Raw genomic sequence first — 17,077 nt, forward strand, 5'->3', positions numbered from 1 at the left:
ACCGCCAAATTCACCAACCCAAAGGACAGTCACCATGGCTCTCGAACGTACATTCTCTATCGTCAAACCAGACGCTACAAAACGCAACCTGACTGGCCAGATCTGTGCCATGCTGGAAGACGGCGGCCTGCGCATCGTTGCACAAAAACGCATCCAACTGTCGCTGGCACAAGCACAAGCTTTCTATGCGGTTCACAAAGAGCGTCCATTTTACGACGAATTGTGCGAATTCATGGTATCCGAACCGATCGTTGTTCAGGTTCTGGAAGGCGAAAACGCAATCCTGCGCAACCGCGAGATCATGGGCGCAACAAATCCAGCCGACGCTGCAGAGGGCACAATCCGTAAAACACACGCGCTGTCTTTGGGCGAAAATTCGGTTCACGGGTCAGATGCACCAGAAACAGCCGCAGAAGAAATCGCGTATTTCTTCTCTGGTCTTGAACTGGTTGGCTAAGCAAAAATTTCAGATGATCTGAAACAGGAAAGGGGCCGTATGGCCCCTTTTTTTCTGTCTGCTGAAAACGCGGATTATAATGTTTTGATAAAGCTGCGCAGGGCAGTGGGATAAAGTTTATGTTCTTCGATCAGAACCCGTGCGGCCAGATCGTCGGATGTGTCACCCGCCAGAATGGGCACCGCCGCTTGGCCAAGGATCGGCCCGTCATCCAGCGCAGCTGTGACCAGATGCACACTGCAACCGCCTTGGCTATCGCCTGCATCTATTGCCCTTTGGTGGGTGTGCAGGCCTTTGTATTTTGGTAAAAGGGAAGGGTGGATGTTCAGCATTTTACCGTCCCACTGGCTGGTAAAATCAGCCGTGAGCACCCGCATAAAGCCTGCTAAACATATGACATCTGGAACATATTCATCCAGAACTTTACTGATTTCAGCTTCAAAACTAGGACGATTCGCGTAATCTTTGTGATCCACCACAGCGGTGGCCACACCTCTGTCTGCCGCTTTTTTAAGACCGCCAGCCTGCGCGGAGTTGGCCAGTACCAGCACCGGTTCCGCACCAAAGTCAGGATCATCCATCGCATCCAGCAAGGACAGCATATTAGAGCCGCCACCCGAGATGAAAACGGCAACCCGCACCATCAGAGAGCCCCGGAGTAGGCCACCCCAGCGCCTGCAACCACTTGACCGATGCGCATGGCATCGACACCTTCGGCGGTGAGCGCCGCGAGAACTTCGTCGGCTTGATCCGCTGCTGCAATGGCGATCATGCCAAGGCCGCAGTTAAAGGTTTTCAACGCTTCAGCCTGATCCAGACCGGCGCCTTTGATCAGCCAGTCAAACACAGGCAGGCGGGTCCAGGCGTTCAGGTCGATTTCAGCCCCCAATCCATCGGGCAAGGCACGGGGCAGGTTTTCGGTCAAACCGCCACCGGTGATATGGGCCAACCCGTGCAATCCGCCCGTGGCAAGGGCGGCAACGGCAGGGCGCACATAAATTTTTGTAGGTTCCAGCAGGGCCGCGCCCAAAGTACCGTCGCCAAACGGGCAGGGGGCATCCCAAGCCAGACCGGAATTTTCGACAATTTTACGCACAAGGGAATAGCCGTTGGAATGCACACCGCTGGAAGGCATGCCAATCAGCACGTCGCCTTCGCTGACATTCGCAGGCAGCATCGCGCCCCGTTCCATGGCGCCAACCGAAAACCCTGCCAGATCGAAATCATCAGCTTCATACATGCCAGGCATTTCGGCTGTTTCGCCGCCCACCAATGCTGTATTGGCTTGGCGGCAGCCTTCGGCGATGCCTTCGATCACTTGGGCTGCGCTGTCTACGTCCAGCTTGCCTGTTGCGAAATAATCCAGGAAAAACAAAGGGACAGCGCCCTGACAGATCAGATCGTTCACGCACATGGCCACCAGATCAATGCCAACGGTTCCCACGTTTCCCGTATCAATGGCGATGCGCAGTTTGGTGCCAACACCATCCGTTGCGCTGACCAGAATAGGGTCGTTAAAACCCGCAGCTTTCAGATCAAACATGGCGCCAAAGCCGCCAAGCCCGTCCATAACGCCCGGACGTTTGGTGCTGGCGGCCGCAGGTTTGATCCGATCCACCAGCGCATTGCCGGCATCAATATCAACGCCTGCGTCGGCATAGGTTAGGCTGTTCTTGCGATCACTCATTTCGGCCTCCAGAATCCTTTGCATCCCTGTAACGCAAGGGCTGCGGGTTGAAAACAGTGATTGCGCCTGACGGTCGCTGCAATAAAGTGCCGCCATGACACAGGATAGACCCCTTCTTGGCATCGCCTTTATGACAGGCTTTTGCATTCTTGCCCCGCTGGGGGATTCCATCGCCAAGATTCTGGGCGATTCGATTCCGCTGGTGCAGTTGTTACTGGTGCGTTTTGTGGCGCAAGTGGTGCTGTTGTGGCCGATCATCTGGTTTACCGGCCTGCCTGTAAAGATGCCGCGCCGCCTGTTCTGGCTGATGGTGTTGCGCACGATGCTGCATATTATCGGCATTGGCGCGATGTTCACGTCCTTGCGGTATCTGCCTTTGGCGGATGCAGTGGCGATTGCCTTTGTGATGCCGTTTATCATGCTGTTGCTGGGAAAATTTGTGTTGAACGAGGAAGTCGGCCCCCATCGGCTTATGGCCTGTCTGGTCGGGTTTATCGGCACATTGCTGGTGATCCAGCCGAGTTTTGCGGCTGTCGGTTGGCCTGCGCTCTTGCCATTGGTTGTGGCCGTGGATTTCGCTTTGTTCATGCTGGTGACGCGCAAAGTTGCCAAAGAGGTCGATGCGATGAACCTACAGGCGCAGTCCGGCGTGATCGCTACAGTTCTGATCGGCGTAGTCTGGCTTGTGCTGGGGCCGTTCGGAGGCGAGGTTCTGCAAGCGGTATCCCCGACGCCCTATGAATGGGGGTTGTTGGCGGCGATCGGCATCCTTGGCACGCTAGCCCATCTGCTGATGACATGGTCCTTACGATTCGCGCCTTCGGCCACCCTAGCCCCGATGCAGTATCTTGAAATTCCTGTGGCGACGGTGATCGGCTTCTTGATTTTCAAAGATTTGCCCAATGGACTGGCATCGCTTGGCATTTCCATCACAATCGGTGCAGGGCTGTATGTGATTTTCCGCGAACAGTACTTGTCCCGCAAAGTTGCTTGACCCGACCGCAAGGCTTTTGTATCGCTCAACTACCAAATTGGGGGCCTGTAGCTCAGTTGGTTAGAGCAGAGCGCTCATAACGCTTTGGTCGTAGGTTCGAGTCCTACCGGGCCTACCATCTTGCCAGAAACTAAACGTTCCACTGGCCGTAGCACTTGCGATATCGTCGGGCGCTCCTTGTCCGCCTTAATTCACAGAGTTTCTGATTCACCACCGCGCCCATTGGTCTTTTCTTTTTATGGTGATCTGTGCCAAATACGGGGCTGAGCGGTCTTCGTAGTTGCCTTTAATCGTGCGGATCGTGCCTGAACAACCTTTGTTGTACCAATCGGCGCAAACAGGCAAAACAGGCGGCAGCAAAACAAAACACGAACGAGTGAAAAGTCGCGATATGACACGTAATCAAGGAAATTCAGCAGCTTACCAATGCTCTCGGCTCAGCATTGCACCCATGATGGATTGGACGGATAGGCATTGCCGGTATCTGCACCGTTTGATGTCCCGTCATACGTTGCTTTACACGGAAATGGTGACGGCTCCGGCGATCATTCATGGGGATGTGGAGCGTTTGCTGGGGTTCGATCCGGCCGAGCATCCTATTGCTTTGCAGCTTGGGGGCTCTGATCCTGATCAATTGGCGCAAGCTACGCGGGTCGGATGTGATTTTGGTTATGGTGAGGTGAATTTGAATGTGGGCTGTCCGTCTGATCGGGTGCAATCCGGTCGGTTCGGGGCCTGTTTAATGCTGGAACCCACTCTGGTGGCAGACTGTGTTCAAGCCATGCAAGAGGCATCAACAGGTGCCAAGATAACTGTGAAATGCCGCATCGGGGTGGATGATCAGATACCGGCAGAAATCTTGCCGGAATTCCTTGAAACCGTTTCTGCACGAGGCATTGTTTCCTTCACTATTCATGCACGAATGGCGTGGCTGGATGGGTTAAGCCCAAAAGAAAATAGAGATATACCACCTTTGGACTATGAGTTGGTGCATCGGATGAAGGCGGAGTTTCCGCAGTTGGAAATCATTCTGAACGGCGGGATTGCCGATCTTGATACCGCTTTGGAACACATCAATCGCGGGCTGGACGGGGCGATGATCGGGCGAGCTGCCTATCACACGCCCACGGATATTCTGTGCACGGCTGATCGTCGGGTATTTGAGCAAGGCACGGATAGCACGGCCGAGGATGCAGTGGCGCAGATGTTGCCTTATATCGAAAACCACCTGTCAAAAGGCGGGCGGTTGAATCAGATCACACGCCATATGCTGGGGCTGTTTTCAGGTCGGGCAGGGGCGCGGCAGTGGCGGCGGACTTTGTCTGAACAAGCCCATAAAACAGGCGCCGGACCTGAGGTCGTGGAACTGGCCCTCTCCCATCTGACTGAAGTTGCTGCTTGAAAACGCTTTTAACCGCTTGAAGCCTGCGCTATCCAAAGTCGACTCATCTGGAAAGCTATATCATGCCCGAACTGTCGACTCTTCTGCCGATGATTGTACTTTTAATGGCCATTGGCGGGTTTGCCGGTGTGCTGGCGGGGCTGCTTGGGGTCGGGGGGGGCATTATTCTGGTGCCTGCGTTTTACTATGCGTTTTCAGGCCTCGGGTATGACAACGCGCAGCTGATGCAAATTTGTCTGGCGACCTCTTTGGCCACCATCGTGTTCACTTCTATGCGCTCTGTTCAGTCGCACAATAAAAAGGGCGCGGTGGAATGGGATATTCTGCGTGGCTGGGCACCCGGGATTGCGGTTGGCGCCGTGATCGGGGTGATGGTTGCGACAGGGCTGCGGTCCACGCATTTGATGGTGATCTTTGGCTGTCTGGGCATTGTGATCGGCCTGTATCTGGCTTTTGGCAAGGCCCATTGGCGTCTGGGGGAACAGATGCCCAAGGGAATTTTACAGACAGTGTTATCCACGATTATGGGGTTTATGTCTGTGCTTATGGGCATCGGCGGGGGCAGCTTCGGCGTGCCGACGATGACCCTGTTTGGCGTGCCGATCCACCGCGCGGTGGCGACGGCTGCAGGGTTCGGTCTGGTGATTGCGGTGCCCTCGGTCATCGGTTTTTTGCTGGGCAATCCTGATCAACTGAATTTACCGCCCTATACGGTGGGCTATGTGAATATTCCGGCCTTTCTGCTGATCATTTGTATGACCCTGCTGACCGCCCCGCTGGGGGTTAAAATTGCCCATGCGATGGACCCCAAACCGCTGAAACGGGTCTTTGCCTTCTTCCTGCTGGCAGTGGCGCTGAACATGCTGCGCAAAGTGTATTTCGGGTGACGCAAGCCTTCTTTGATCGGGGTTGGGTGCGGTTTCCCTATGATGCGCAACTGGCGCGCTGGGGGGCTGCGGCCAAGCCTCTAGCAGAGAAGATAGCCGCTGACCCGATGTGGCAAAAAGACTGGATGCGCTGTGGTGGAACGTGGTTTGTCGGGGTAAATTGCCTGCCAAACGGGGATGATGGCGCGGTGAATAATGCCGTGAACGGCGTGGCGCTAAATGGTGATTGTGTCCGTTTCATCAAAGAGCATATCGAGCCCGATTTGACCGCGTGGGATAAGGCGCAGGTGTCGATTTGTTATCAGGGCTATCCCAAACCCTGGTCCGGCGAAAGCGACGCGGCCTTGGCGTATCGGCGCAACCGCGATGCGGCCCATGTGGATGGGTTGCACAGGCAAGGCCCTGATAACGCAAGGCATCTACTGGAGTACCATCAGTTTCTGCTTGGCATCCCGCTTAGCGACAGTCCCGCTAATGCAGCGCCTTTTGTGGTGTGGGAGGGGTCGCATAAACTGTTGCAAGCGGCTTTCCAGCAGGCGCTGTTACCCTTTCCGGTGGAGCAATGGGCGCAGGTGGATTTGACCGAAACCTATCAGTCCACGCGCCGCCAGATATTTGAAAGTTGCAAGCGAGTTGAACTGCCAGCAAAGCCTGGGGAATCTTATGTGATCCATCGCCTTGCCCTGCACGGAATGGCGCCGTGGCCAGATGATCTGGCAGGCCCGCCAGAGGGTCGTATGATCGCCTATTTCCGGCCCGCCGAGGAAACCTCAATCAAACGATGGTTGATGGCACCTTAAGCGATATTAGCGCCGCTGGCTGAGGATCATCTGATCTTTTCGCAGCACGGTCTGATCCATTTGCAGCAGAAAACTGCCTCCCAACAGGTTGGAATGGGACAGTCCCTTGGGTGTGACTGCCGCAGGAACATTACGCGCAACAATTGAATTGCCAAGGCGGACTTCGCCAAGGGTGATTTGTGCAATTTTTAACGGCCCGGATGCTGTGGTGACGGGGATGGTGAAGGCGAGCGCGTCCACATCTACCCCCGCCGCTTTGGCTGTGGTGTAATTCACCAGAACCAGCGAGGCCCCCGTGTCGATCAGCGCATCTGCCTGCGCAGAATTAAAGCTGGCTTGGGTCAGGAACAAACCGTCTTTTGCGGTGATGTAATGCTGGGAAACGGATTCAACGGACGCGGCGGTCAGGATCAGGGTTTGATCGTTAGCCAGCACAATATCGCGCTGCCATTCGACAGAATATTCCAACACCCCCAGCACTAGGGTCACAAAAAGCCCCCAACCCGCATATTTCAGGGTTTTGCCATCGGGTTGAAAACCGCGCAGAATCTGCCCGACCAAAAGTCCTACCAAAAACACCGCCGCAACGGCTGACCATTTCAGATTGGTGTTTAAAATCAGATCAACAAGCTGCACATCCGCCCGCAGGAAAATGATCCCCAGAAAGGCCGCAATTGCCAAATAAACCCACCGCATTGTGTATGCCTTTAAGTATTTTCCCCCATATATGGAAATACTACTAAAGTTTTACGGGTTTGTCATCTGACAGTTTTGTCATGGAAAACAGGGGATGTCCGTGCACGTCGCCAGTGGTCAGTCGCGTTTGCGGCCGCGTCTTTTCCCCCGCAGCAAAGGCGCACGGCCGGGCAATTCGTCTTTGACACGGGCGCGGTCTGTATCGCTCATTTTCGACCATTGCGAGATTTCGTCAATGGTGCGATGGCAGCCGATGCAGATGCGTGCCTCGGGGTGGACAACACAGAGTTTTACGCAGGGACTGTCGATTTCATTGCGTTTCCAGACGTCGTCCATCAGGAGGCCCTTTTTATATGCGCAAATCGGTCCAGCGCCCCCTGCAAGATATATCCCGCGGCCACGTGGTCAATAACTTCGGCCCGTTTTGCCCGTGAGGCGTCTGCGTCCAGCAACGCCCGTTCCGCTGCAACCGTGGACAGACGTTCATCCCACAACAGGATCGGAATGGTGCGGCGGGCCAGCAGGTTGCGGGCAAAAGCGCGGGTGGATTGGCAGCGCGCGCCCTCTGATCCGTCCATATTACGCGGCAATCCCAGCACCAGCCCGCAGGCCGAAGTGCTGTCGATGATTGCTTCCAGTGCTGTGGCATCCACGCCGAATTTCTTGCGCCGGATGGTGTCGCGCGGCGAGGCGATGGACCAGAAAATATCAGACACGGCAACGCCGATGGTCTTTTCCCCCAGATCAAGCCCCAGAAGCGGTGTATTGGGTTTTACCTGTTCAAGAAAGGTTTCGGCGGTTTCGAAAACTGTGGTCATTGCAAAACCTCTGCGTCTTGGGCGGCGGTGCGTAATAGGGCGATTGCGTCGGGATCGCTGGCAAATGTGACCTTTGCTTCCTGCCAGATCGCATCCGCCCTTGCGGTTTCACCCAGCACGCCATAGGCGCGGATCAGGCGGGCCCATTCGGCGGCAGTGCCGCCTTCGGTGGCCAGCCGTTCGGCCAGCCCTGACACCATGCCGCCAATCATCTCGTTACGTTCGGCGGCGGTCATTGCATCCGCGTTTTCAACATCTTGCGCGCTTGGGCCGGGAGTGGACGGGTCGGGCAGAACGATCCCTGCGGCGCGGGCCACCGCCCCGATTTGCGACTGGATCAGCGGTATCCACGGGGCATCGGGGGGGCCTTCTTGCAGCAAGCCATCCCACATCCGAAAGGCCACATCAGGGCGTCCGGTCTGGGCCAGCGACAGGCCGGAATAATAGCGGGCGCGGGGGTCTTGGGGGTTGCCGTTCAGGGCATGAACCAGCGCCTGTTCCGCCTGTGGTGAAACATAGCCCCCCGCCGCAAGGATCATGATCTCGCCCAGATCAGTGTAATCATCCGGTGTGGCCTGATCCCCCAAAACACCCATCAATTGCTGTTGCGCAGCACGGGCGGCGGTTAGATTGCCAAGGCGGGCTTCATTGTCTACCAACAGGCGCAGGCCGGTTTGATCGGTCGGGTTCTTCAGCACTGCCTGGCGGAGTTTTTCAACCAGTTCAGCATGTTGCGGCTCAATCTCTAGGGTGAGGGGCGGGGTCGCAGCTTCGGCTGTGGCTTGATCGGGGCGGGCTTCCCGCGCGGTTTTTGCGGCTTCCAGTCGGGCTTGCAGGGGCATGTCGGGCATGCCGGGCGCACCGACCACAGAGTAAAGCCAGACTGATCCGCCAAGCGCCAGCGCTACCATCACCAGTGCCACGGTGGTTGGGCCACGCCCTGTGGCCTTGGCCGAATGTTCGTGCTGTGCCCGTTTGTCAGCGGCCAGCAACCGGCGGGCGACCTCGGTGCGGGCGGCCTCGGCCTCGGGTTGGGCCAGCACGCCGCGGGCTAGATCCCGTTCCACCTCGGCCAATTGGTCTTTATAGACGCCCATGTCCAGCTCTGCAGCTTTGGCCACAGGAGTGCCTTGTTGCAACAGCACGCGTGCCATTGGAACGCCCACCAATACGATCACCCCAGCGGCCACAAGCCAGAACATGATGGACAATCCTTTCCATAGATTGCTCAGATCAAGGGCTATGCCCCAAGTGCAGATCAAGGGCTGCGCCCCGAATACTGTGGTCCCAAATACTGTGGCAACGGCCCAAGCGCAAACCCCAAACCTGCGCGATGGTGGCGCAGGGGGCGAAAATTGGCCAAATGTCGGAAAAACGGCGTTAGGTGTCGCACTGAAAATCCTCTGGATTGTGGAAACCCGCGAAACGACTATAGCAGCCTGTGCCAAGCTGTTACACTGCCCCCGCCACTGGATCGGAGCCTGACCCCATGAAACGCTATTCTGCCTTTGCTATCGCCCGAGAAGCCGCCCGCTACCACACGGGGTGGGAACGGGCCTGGGCCGCGCCAGAGCCGAAAAAAGACTATGATGTGATCATTGTCGGGGCAGGGGGGCATGGTCTGGCCACGGCCTATTATCTGGGTAAGAATTTCGGCATCACCAATGTGGCGATCCTTGAAAAAGGCTGGCTTGGGGGCGGGAATACGGGGCGGAACACAACGATCATCCGCTCGAACTATCTGCAAGATCCCTCGGCGGCGATCTATGAAAAGGCCCGCTCCTTGTATGAAACCATGTCGCAGGATCTGAACTATAACGTGATGTTCAGCCCGCGCGGTGTGATGATGCTGGCGCAAACCGAACATGAAATTCGCGGCTACCAGCGCACGGCCCACGCCAATGCATTACAAGGGGTGGCGACGGAATTTATTAGCCCGGCACGGGTCAAAGAGCTTTGCCCGATTATCGAACTCAAAGGCCCAAGGTTCCCCGTGCTTGGCGCTTTGTGGCAGCCGCGCGGCGGCACGGCGCGTCATGATGCGGTGGCTTGGGGCTATGCGCGGGCCTGTTCGGATATGGGCATGCATATCATCCAAAAATGCGAAGTCACTGGCGTGCATCAGGACAACGGCGCGGTGACGGGGGTTGAAACCACCAAAGGCCGCATCGGCTGTAAAAAGCTGGGCATGGTTGTTGCGGGTAATGCCAGCGCGCTGGCCGATATGGCGGGGTTCCGCATTCCGCTAGAATCTGTCGCCCTGCAAGCCCTTGTATCAGAGCCGATTAAACCCTGCATGGATGTGGTCATCATGGCCAACACCGTCCACGGCTATATGTCCCAATCCGACAAGGGCGAAATGGTCATCGGCGGGGGCACCGACGGGTTCAACAACTATACCCAGCGCGGCAGCTTCCACCATATCGAAGAAACCGTTCGCGCCTTGATCGAAACCTTCCCGATGATTTCCCGCCTGAAAATGCTGCGCCAATGGGGCGGGATTGTGGATGTGACGGGGGATCGCTCTCCGATTATCGGGAAAACACCGCTGGGTAACACCTTCATCAACTGCGGCTGGGGTACGGGCGGATTTAAGGCGATCCCGGGCTCGGGCTGGGCCTTTGCCGAAACCATCGCCAAAGGCGAACCCGGCGAACTGGCCGCCCCTTTCGGCATGGACCGTTTTATGGAAGGCCGCTTTATCGACGAAAGCGTTGCCGCAGGGGTGGCCCACTGATGTTGGAGCATAAAATCACCCAAACAGCGGAACCTTTCAGCCCCTTTGCGGGTTTGTTTGTATCTGAACACGATACAAACGCCTCTGGAAAGGAACTCCCATGTCAGAAGAAAGCCGCAGCAACCCCGCCCTTGCCTTCATCGTTGGCGCCCTTGTCGTGGCCGTCGCTGGCCTTGGCTGGTATGTCTACACAGGCGGCAGCGGTGACAAAGCCGACATCGAAATTACCCTGCCAGACGTTAGCAACAACGGCTAACCGTCCCTTAAACGATCGTAAAACCTACGGGGTGCGCCAGCAATGGCCCGCCCCGTTTTTGTGTGCGCCCCTCAAAGGACTCCCTCAATGCTGATCCTGACCTGTCCAAACTGCGGCATCGTCGCTGATGAAACCGAACTTCACGCAGGGGGCGAGGCGCATTTGACCCGTTTCGGCGCGGGTTCTTCTGACGACGAGTTTGAGAGCTACCTTTTCATGCGCAAAAATACCCGCGGGGTGCATTTTGAACGGTGGCGGCACTCAAACGGTTGCGGCAAGTGGTTCCACGCGGCCCGCTGCACCACCACACTCGAAGTGTTCGGCACTTATACTGCGCAAACCACGCAGCCCCCCGCCGATCTGATCGCCAAGATCAAAGCCAAACGTCCAGATTTTGAAGGATTCACAAAATGAGCCTTCTTCTTTCTAAAAATATCCCCGCCGGAGGCCCCCAAAGCCGCCGCACAAGCGAGGCTTCAAACACATGAGCACACGTCTTCAAAACGGCGGTCGTCTGGTCGATCGCAGCACAAAACTGGATTTCACCTGGAACGGCAAACGCCTGACCGGGTTCAAAGGCGATACATTGGCCTCAGCCCTGCTGGCCAATGACGAACTTCTGGTTGGCCGCTCGTTCAAATATCACCGCCCGCGCGGGATAGTGGCGGCTGGTCCCGAGGAACCCAATGCGCTGGTCGGTCTGGGTCAGGGCGGCAAGTATGAACCGAACCAACGGGCGACCACCACGGAATTGTTCAACGGTCTTACGGCGAAATCCCAGAACCACTGGCCCAGCCTTGAATTCGATGTGGGCGGTGTGAACCGCGTGATGACGCGCTTCTTCCCTGCTGGCTTCTATTACAAAACCTTCATGGCCCCTGCTTTTGCGTGGAAACATGTGTTTGAACCGGTGATCCGCAAGGCCGCTGGTCTGGGCGCAGCCCCCGCTGCTGAAGACCGCGATGCGGATCGTTATGAATATTTCTATGCCCACTGTGATGTGCTGGTTGTGGGGGGCGGGATCGCTGGCCTTGCCGCAGCCCTGCAAGCGGGGAAATCGGGTGCCAAGGTTCTGGTGCTGGAACAGGAAAACACGCTTGGCGGCCGCGCCCCTGTGGACGGTGTCACAGTAGATGGCAAAGCTGCGCAAGATTGGATCGACGAAACCACCAAAGCCTTGCACGCCTTGGAAAACGTGCGCATCCGCACCCGCACCATGGGTGCTGGGGTCTATGACCACGGTTACGCGCTGGGCTATGAACGTCTGACGGATCACGCCCCTGAAATTGCGGGTCCGCGCCATCGTCTGTGGCGCATCCGTGCCAAACGGATTCTGACCGCCACAGGCGCGATTGAACGGCCCCTGTCCTTTGCGGGCAATGACGTTCCGGGCGTGATGTTGGCGGGGGCTGTGCGGGATTACATGGCGAACCACGGCGTTTCCGTCGGGGATCGCGTGGTTGTGGCCACGAACAACGACGATGCCTATCGTACGGCCATTGCACTGAAAGCGGCGGGGCTGGATGTGCCTGCGGTTATTGATGCGCGCGTGGTTGCCGATGGTCCGCTTCCGATGAAAGCCCGCGAAATGGGTATTCGGGTAGAGGTCGGTAAGGCGATTTCATCAGTTTACGGCAATAAGCGCGTCACCTCGGTTGGCATATGCAGCCAAGCGGGTGAAGGCACCAAGACCGATGAACTGGCCTGTGATGCGGTTGCCATGTCGGGTGGTTGGTCGCCTGTGGTGCATCTGTGGTCCCATTGCGGTGGCAAGCTGAACTGGGACACGGAAATGGCCATGTTCCGCCCTGATCCCGCGCGCCCGCCACTGGGGGCGGACGGGGCAGGGTTTGTTCTGGTTGCAGGCACCGCCAATGGCTATCTAGATGCCGCCGCTGCCATTGCGGATGGTCATGCGGTCGGCGCACAAGCCGCTACCGAGGCCGGGTTTGCCGCTGGTGAAGCCGCGGCCCCTGTTGGGGCGTCTGAGGCTGAAGGCCCGATCCTTGCGGTTTGGTCCATGCCACAGGGCCAGAACAAAAAACTGCAAATGAAGACCTTTTTGGATTACCAGAATGACGTGAAAGTCTCTGACGTTCGCCTTGCCGCGCAGGAAGGTTATGAAAGCGTCGAGCATACCAAACGCTACACTACGCTGGGGATGGCGACAGATCAGGGCAAGCTGTCCAATATCAACGGTCTGGCGGTTCTGGCGGACAGTCTGAACGCGGACATTCCGCAGGTGGGCACCACCACGTTTCGCCCACCCTATCACCCGATTTCCATGGGTGCCATCGCGGGGGAGGCCCGTGGCGGCCTATTCAAAGTGCTGCGCCGCACCCCGATCCATGATTGGACCGATGCCAATGGTGGCTTCTGGGAACCGGTGGCTGATTGGCGCAGGCCTTATTGCTACCAGCAAGCAGGGGAGAGCGTGAAAGACGCGGTGAAACGTGAAATCCTGCAAACCCGCAACAGCGTGTCGATTCTTGATGCTTCAACCCTTGGCAAGATCATCGTCAAAGGGCCGGACGCGGGCAAGTTTCTTGATATGCTCTACACCAATATGATGAGCACGCTGAAAGTTGGCCGCTGCCGCTATGGGTTGATGTGTTCGGAAAACGGGTTTTTATCCGATGACGGCGTTGTGGCGCGGCTGGATGACGAAACCTTCCTGTGTCACACCACTTCCGGCGGTTCTGATCGCATTCACGCGTGGATGGAGGAATGGCTGCAAACGGAATGGTGGGACTGGAAGGTCTACACCGCAAATGTGACCGAGCAATATGCCCAAATCGGTCTGGTTGGCCCCAATGCCCGTAAAGTTCTAGAGAAAATGGGCACCGAAATGGACCTAAGCGCCGAGGCGCTGCCGTTCATGGCCTTTGCCGACGGTGAAATCGCGGGCATCAAAGCACGACCCTATCGGATTTCCTTCTCGGGCGAGCTGTCTTACGAGGTTGCGGTTCCCGCCGCCCAAGGACAGGCGTTCTGGGATGCCGCGCTTGAAGCTGGCGCAGAGTTCGGCATCACCCCTTATGGCACCGAGGCTTTGCACGTCATGCGGGCTGAAAAGGGCTTTATCATGATTGGCGATGAAACCGACGGCACGGTTATTCCGCAGGATCTGGGGCTGAACTGGGCGATTTCCAAAAAGAAAGAAGACTTCCTTGGCAAACGCGCTCAACAACGCCCCCATATGGTGGACCCGAAACGCTGGCGTCTGGTGGGGCTGGAAACCGAAGACCCCGCTGTGGTGATCCCTGACGGGGCTTATGCGGTGGACGGCACCACACGGGCCAACGGGGTGAAACATATGATCGGGCGGATCACATCCACCTATTATTCCCCGACGCTGGACCGCTCTATTGCTATGGGGCTGGTCGAGGACGGACCCGAACGGATGGGCGACACGATCATGTTTGCCCGCACCGATGGCACAACCATCAATGCCAAAATTGTTGATCCGGTATTTCTGGATAAAGAAGGAGCACGGCAAAATGTCTAATGCGGTTAGTGTTGTAAACGGCGCCTCTTTTGACGGTGCGGTGCGGGTCAAAGATGCTGGTCTGGTGGGCATGGTTACGCTGCGGGGGAATTTCGGTTCGGCCAAACTCGGCAAGGCAGTGAAAGCGGCTGTCGGGCTGGCGCTGCCTGATCCGCGCGGGATCAAAACCGGCACCAAAGGCGGGGTGGCGTGGATGTCACCAGATGAATTGCTGCTGTTTTGTGACTATTCGGATGCAGATGCGCTGGTGGCCAAGCTGGACAAGGCGCTGGCGGGCGAGCATTTTCTGGCGGTGAACGTATCGGACGCGCGGGCCAGTTTTACCCTGACTGGCACTGGCGCGCGTGAAGTGATTGCCAAGGGCAGTCCTGCGGATCTGTCACCCGAGGCGCTGAAAATCGGCGAAATGCGCCGCTCGCGTCTGGGGCAGGTTGCGGTGGCTTTTTGGCTGTCGGACGCTGAAACGCTGGAACTGGTGTGTTTTCGCAGTGTGGGCACATTCGTTTATGACTGGCTTTGTGTGGCTGCGGCCAAGGATACTTTGCCTGCGCATTTCTAAACCCGACGAAAAATCCCTGATAATCACGGGCGGCATTCACAGGACTCTGATAAAAAAGAGCAAATGTGATTTCCGCCCGTTTTTGTGCCTGAAATAAGGCAAATTGCTCTGTTTTCGGCAATTCTTTGATTCAAAGCATTTTTTCAGAAGTCGGCAGGTGGAATGCGGCGGATTCAAGGAGTTTTAACCATCATAATACCCCGAAATCGGGCCTAATTTACCTCAATGCAGCCAGATTCTGCGATCAAACAGAGTGCAAGAAATCGTACAGCACTCGCTTCTTGAACGCAGGAGAGACACCATGTTGAATATTTGTAAAATCGTAGGTTTGTTCGCTATCGCAGTTAGTACCTCTGCTTGCGTGTCCAACACATCCTCGCAAAATTTTGTCGCTGAAACGCCGCGCCACGATGCTGTTGCGCCGGCACATGTCGAAGTTTCGCAAACCCAACTCAGCTTTTTCCCGGAACCATTGGCAACACAAAAGGTTGCTTCGGTGCCGCAAGGGAAAGCCTTGGCCTCGCCTTACGAAGTGGTTGATGTGCAGGTTGTGGTGCCCGACTATCTGGTGGTTTCCGAAGCCAATGTTTACCTGCCAAAGGCCGATATCGTGTGGCGCGAAGATCCGCTGGGCAATCGTTATGAACAGGTCAAAACTATCATCGAGGGCGCATTACGCAAGGGCACAGCCCCGCTGCACGGCGAGCGTCGGGTTATCATGGCGGTGCGGGTGAATACCTTCCACGCCATCACCGAAAAAACCCGCAATTCTGTGGGCGGTAAACATAACGTGGAATTTGAATATGTTCTGCTGGATGCAGAAACCCGCCAGCCGATTACGCCGGTGCAAAGCATTGATGCCTCGCTCAAAGCATTTGGCGGTGCCAAAGCGTACCGTGCCATGCGCGCAGGCCAAACCCAAAAGGTACGCATCACCAACCATGTGGCAGGTGTTGTACAGGCCGCCTTGTCCTCTGGCAGCCAAGTCTGATTGATCTGACATGAATTCTGTTGAAACGGTCCCGCTCGGGGCCGTTTTTTCGTTTCCTTATTGCTGTAAAGGCAGGTAAGGGGCGGTATGACACAAAACCGCACAGAACTCCGCTTTCGCCCCAATAAGTCCCCGCAACGCGTGCGCCATGGTTTTCCATGGGCCTATGACAACGAGGTTGTAACGGATCGCCGCACCAAAAAGATCGAGGCGGGGACGATTGTTGACCTGCTCGACACGGACCGTAACTTCGTAGCACAGGCTGCGTTTCACCCCGGTTCCAAGATTGCCGCGCGGGTGCTGGAAATGGACCGCGACGTGCAGATCGACGCGGCATGGCTGACCGCCAAGCTGCGCTTTGCGTTTGAACACCGTGACCGGATGTTCGATACCCCGTATTATCGTTTGATCCACGCAGAGGCAGACGGCCTGCCGGGCCTGATTATCGACCGTTTCGGCGATACGTTTGCGGTCCAGCCCAACGCTGCATGGATCGAAAAGCTGTTGCCAGAGCTGGAACAGGCGTTGATGACGGTGTTTGAAAACCCAACAATCATTAAGAACGCCAGCGGGCGGGCGCGGGGGCTGGAAGGCCTTTCCGAGGAAACGCTGGTGCTGCAAGGCGCTGTTGACGGGCCGATCCCTGTGAAAATGAACGGCGCGACTTATATGGCGGATGTGTTGGGCGGGCAAAAGACCGGCTTGTTCTATGACCAGCGTCCAAACCACGCTTTTGCCGCTGCGCTGGCAAAAGGCGGCGACATTCTGGATGTGTTTTCCCATGTTGGCGGGTTTTCTCTGGCAGCTTTGGCCAATGGGGCGACCCATGCCACAGCCGTTGACGGGTCTGCCCCTGCGCTGGAACTGGCCACACAAGGCGCTGTTGCCACAGGTGTTGGCGATCAATTTGACACCATCAAGGGCGATGCCTTTGAAGTGATGACCGATTTGGCGAAACAGGGCCGCAGCTTTGATGTGGTTGTCTGTGACCCCCCCGCATTTGCGCCCGCAAAACCTGCCTTGCAGGCAGGGCTGCGTGCTTATGAAAAAACCGCGCGGATGGGGGCGGCTTTGGTTAAGCCGGGCGGCTATCTGGTGTTGTGTTCCTGTTCCCACGCCGCCGATTTGACAGCGTTTCGTCAGGCCAGTATGCGCGGCATCGGCAAGGGTGAACGCAGAGGCCAGATTGTTTCTACCGGCTTTGCAGGCGCCGACCATCCGGTGCATCCGCAACTGGCAGAAACCGCCTATCTAAAGTCGCTGTTCCTGCGGTTGGATTAAGGCG

At 56.8% G+C, this 17,077-nt stretch carries 19 protein-coding genes and 1 tRNA gene; 14 read left to right on the plus strand and 6 right to left on the minus strand.

Annotated features, from left to right (window positions below):
- Nucleotides 1-34 precede the first annotated feature (34 nt).
- Nucleotides 35-457 (plus strand): nucleoside-diphosphate kinase, encoded by a 423-nt coding sequence (gene ndk / locus GGE09_RS10580; protein ID WP_309746090.1) that lies wholly within the window; start codon nucleotides 35-37, stop codon nucleotides 455-457.
- Between the two features lie 74 nt (nucleotides 458-531).
- On the opposite strand, the gene purN is transcribed toward ndk, so the two are convergent.
- Nucleotides 532-1,101: a phosphoribosylglycinamide formyltransferase gene (gene purN, locus GGE09_RS10585; protein ID WP_309746091.1), complete on the minus strand. Its 570-nt coding sequence runs from the start codon at nucleotides 1,099-1,101 to the stop codon at nucleotides 532-534.
- Complete coding sequence (gene purM / locus GGE09_RS10590) at nucleotides 1,101-2,144, minus strand: phosphoribosylformylglycinamidine cyclo-ligase (RefSeq protein ID WP_309746092.1); 1,044 nt, start codon at nucleotides 2,142-2,144, stop codon at nucleotides 1,101-1,103. The genes purN and purM overlap by 1 nt, the downstream gene beginning before the upstream one ends.
- Nucleotides 2,145-2,238: 94 nt before the next feature.
- On the opposite strand from purM, the gene GGE09_RS10595 reads away from it, so the two are divergent.
- From GGE09_RS10595 to GGE09_RS10615, 5 genes are all read left to right on the plus strand, one after another.
- Nucleotides 2,239-3,138, plus strand: coding sequence for a DMT family transporter (locus tag GGE09_RS10595; protein ID WP_309746093.1), 900 nt, complete (start codon nucleotides 2,239-2,241; stop codon nucleotides 3,136-3,138).
- Nucleotides 3,139-3,179: 41 nt separating this feature from the next.
- A tRNA-Ile gene (locus GGE09_RS10600) sits at nucleotides 3,180-3,256 on the plus strand.
- Nucleotides 3,257-3,529: 273 nt separating this feature from the next.
- A complete protein-coding gene (gene dusA, locus GGE09_RS10605; protein ID WP_309746094.1) occupies nucleotides 3,530-4,540 on the plus strand; it encodes a tRNA dihydrouridine(20/20a) synthase DusA in 1,011 nt (336 codons plus the stop codon).
- Nucleotides 4,541-4,602: 62 nt separating this feature from the next.
- Entirely contained in the window at nucleotides 4,603-5,427 is an 825-nt protein-coding gene (locus tag GGE09_RS10610; protein ID WP_309746095.1) for a sulfite exporter TauE/SafE family protein, read from the plus strand.
- Nucleotides 5,424-6,227 carry a hypothetical protein gene (locus GGE09_RS10615; RefSeq protein ID WP_309746096.1) on the plus strand — a complete coding sequence of 268 codons (804 nt, stop codon included), beginning with the start codon at nucleotides 5,424-5,426 and terminating at the stop codon, nucleotides 6,225-6,227. Before GGE09_RS10610 ends, GGE09_RS10615 begins: the two co-directional genes overlap by 4 nt.
- 6 nt (nucleotides 6,228-6,233) lie before the next feature.
- Here GGE09_RS10615 and GGE09_RS10620 read toward each other — a convergent pair whose 3' ends face one another.
- From GGE09_RS10620 to ccmI, 4 genes are all read right to left on the minus strand, one after another.
- Nucleotides 6,234-6,923: a TIGR02281 family clan AA aspartic protease gene (locus tag GGE09_RS10620; RefSeq protein WP_309746097.1), complete on the minus strand. Its 690-nt coding sequence runs from the start codon at nucleotides 6,921-6,923 to the stop codon at nucleotides 6,234-6,236.
- A gap of 117 nt (nucleotides 6,924-7,040) precedes the next feature.
- Complete coding sequence (locus tag GGE09_RS10625; protein ID WP_309746219.1) at nucleotides 7,041-7,262, minus strand: DUF1289 domain-containing protein; 222 nt, start codon at nucleotides 7,260-7,262, stop codon at nucleotides 7,041-7,043.
- Nucleotides 7,259-7,741, minus strand: a complete 483-nt coding sequence (gene ruvX / locus GGE09_RS10630; RefSeq protein ID WP_309746098.1) for a Holliday junction resolvase RuvX — start codon at nucleotides 7,739-7,741, stop codon at nucleotides 7,259-7,261. Before ruvX ends, GGE09_RS10625 begins: the two co-directional genes overlap by 4 nt.
- Nucleotides 7,738-8,943: a c-type cytochrome biogenesis protein CcmI gene (ccmI, locus tag GGE09_RS10635; protein WP_309746100.1), complete on the minus strand. Its 1,206-nt coding sequence runs from the start codon at nucleotides 8,941-8,943 to the stop codon at nucleotides 7,738-7,740. Before ccmI ends, ruvX begins: the two co-directional genes overlap by 4 nt.
- 40 nt (nucleotides 8,944-8,983) lie before the next feature.
- On the opposite strand from ccmI, the gene GGE09_RS10640 reads away from it, so the two are divergent.
- The 8 genes from GGE09_RS10640 (at nucleotide 8,984) to GGE09_RS10675 (ending at nucleotide 17,073) form a co-directional block, all read left to right on the plus strand.
- The gene (locus tag GGE09_RS10640; protein WP_309746102.1) at nucleotides 8,984-9,226 is read left to right on the plus strand and encodes a hypothetical protein; all 243 of its coding nucleotides are present in this window, start codon (nucleotides 8,984-8,986) and stop codon (nucleotides 9,224-9,226) included.
- Nucleotides 9,227-9,230: 4 nt separating this feature from the next.
- A complete protein-coding gene (locus tag GGE09_RS10645; RefSeq protein ID WP_309746103.1) occupies nucleotides 9,231-10,478 on the plus strand; it encodes a sarcosine oxidase subunit beta family protein in 1,248 nt (415 codons plus the stop codon).
- Nucleotides 10,479-10,578: 100 nt separating this feature from the next.
- Nucleotides 10,579-10,734 carry a hypothetical protein gene (locus GGE09_RS10650; protein ID WP_309746105.1) on the plus strand — a complete coding sequence of 52 codons (156 nt, stop codon included), beginning with the start codon at nucleotides 10,579-10,581 and terminating at the stop codon, nucleotides 10,732-10,734.
- Nucleotides 10,735-10,821: 87 nt separating this feature from the next.
- Nucleotides 10,822-11,148 (plus strand): sarcosine oxidase subunit delta, encoded by a 327-nt coding sequence (locus tag GGE09_RS10655; protein WP_309746107.1) that lies wholly within the window; start codon nucleotides 10,822-10,824, stop codon nucleotides 11,146-11,148.
- 70 nt (nucleotides 11,149-11,218) lie between these two features.
- Entirely contained in the window at nucleotides 11,219-14,242 is a 3,024-nt protein-coding gene (locus GGE09_RS10660) for a sarcosine oxidase subunit alpha family protein (protein WP_309746108.1), read from the plus strand.
- On the plus strand, nucleotides 14,235-14,801 hold the full coding sequence (locus GGE09_RS10665) for a sarcosine oxidase subunit gamma family protein (protein WP_309746109.1): 567 nt from the start codon (nucleotides 14,235-14,237) through the stop codon (nucleotides 14,799-14,801). The genes GGE09_RS10660 and GGE09_RS10665 overlap by 8 nt, the downstream gene beginning before the upstream one ends.
- A gap of 301 nt (nucleotides 14,802-15,102) precedes the next feature.
- Nucleotides 15,103-15,792, plus strand: a complete 690-nt coding sequence (locus GGE09_RS10670; protein ID WP_309746110.1) for a DUF6778 family protein — start codon at nucleotides 15,103-15,105, stop codon at nucleotides 15,790-15,792.
- Nucleotides 15,793-15,879: 87 nt separating this feature from the next.
- Nucleotides 15,880-17,073 carry an RSP_2647 family RNA methyltransferase gene (locus GGE09_RS10675; RefSeq protein WP_309746111.1) on the plus strand — a complete coding sequence of 398 codons (1,194 nt, stop codon included), beginning with the start codon at nucleotides 15,880-15,882 and terminating at the stop codon, nucleotides 17,071-17,073.
- Nucleotides 17,074-17,077 lie beyond the last annotated feature (4 nt).

Source organism: Roseobacter sp. N2S (genome assembly GCF_031454055.1).
GTDB lineage: Bacteria > Pseudomonadota > Alphaproteobacteria > Rhodobacterales > Rhodobacteraceae > Amylibacter.

What these genes read in the sequence shown, in the direction of transcription:
- ndk (WP_309746090.1), top strand. Translation starts at nt 35, where the DNA reads ATGGCTCTCGAACGTACATTCTCTATCGTCAAACCAGACGCTACAAAA.
- purN (WP_309746091.1), bottom strand. Translation starts at nt 1,101, where the DNA reads ATGGTGCGGGTTGCCGTTTTCATCTCGGGTGGCGGCTCTAATATGCTG.
- purM (WP_309746092.1), bottom strand. Translation starts at nt 2,144, where the DNA reads ATGAGTGATCGCAAGAACAGCCTAACCTATGCCGACGCAGGCGTTGAT.
- GGE09_RS10595 (WP_309746093.1), top strand. Translation starts at nt 2,239, where the DNA reads ATGACACAGGATAGACCCCTTCTTGGCATCGCCTTTATGACAGGCTTT.
- dusA (WP_309746094.1), top strand. Translation starts at nt 3,530, where the DNA reads ATGACACGTAATCAAGGAAATTCAGCAGCTTACCAATGCTCTCGGCTC.
- GGE09_RS10610 (WP_309746095.1), top strand. Translation starts at nt 4,603, where the DNA reads ATGCCCGAACTGTCGACTCTTCTGCCGATGATTGTACTTTTAATGGCC.
- GGE09_RS10620 (WP_309746097.1), bottom strand. Translation starts at nt 6,923, where the DNA reads ATGCGGTGGGTTTATTTGGCAATTGCGGCCTTTCTGGGGATCATTTTC.
- ruvX (WP_309746098.1), bottom strand. Translation starts at nt 7,741, where the DNA reads ATGACCACAGTTTTCGAAACCGCCGAAACCTTTCTTGAACAGGTAAAA.
- ccmI (WP_309746100.1), bottom strand. Translation starts at nt 8,943, where the DNA reads ATGTTCTGGCTTGTGGCCGCTGGGGTGATCGTATTGGTGGGCGTTCCA.
- GGE09_RS10640 (WP_309746102.1), top strand. Translation starts at nt 8,984, where the DNA reads ATGCCCCAAGTGCAGATCAAGGGCTGCGCCCCGAATACTGTGGTCCCA.
- GGE09_RS10645 (WP_309746103.1), top strand. Translation starts at nt 9,231, where the DNA reads ATGAAACGCTATTCTGCCTTTGCTATCGCCCGAGAAGCCGCCCGCTAC.
- GGE09_RS10650 (WP_309746105.1), top strand. Translation starts at nt 10,579, where the DNA reads ATGTCAGAAGAAAGCCGCAGCAACCCCGCCCTTGCCTTCATCGTTGGC.
- GGE09_RS10655 (WP_309746107.1), top strand. Translation starts at nt 10,822, where the DNA reads ATGCTGATCCTGACCTGTCCAAACTGCGGCATCGTCGCTGATGAAACC.
- GGE09_RS10660 (WP_309746108.1), top strand. Translation starts at nt 11,219, where the DNA reads ATGAGCACACGTCTTCAAAACGGCGGTCGTCTGGTCGATCGCAGCACA.
- GGE09_RS10665 (WP_309746109.1), top strand. Translation starts at nt 14,235, where the DNA reads ATGTCTAATGCGGTTAGTGTTGTAAACGGCGCCTCTTTTGACGGTGCG.
- GGE09_RS10670 (WP_309746110.1), top strand. Translation starts at nt 15,103, where the DNA reads ATGTTGAATATTTGTAAAATCGTAGGTTTGTTCGCTATCGCAGTTAGT.
- GGE09_RS10675 (WP_309746111.1), top strand. Translation starts at nt 15,880, where the DNA reads ATGACACAAAACCGCACAGAACTCCGCTTTCGCCCCAATAAGTCCCCG.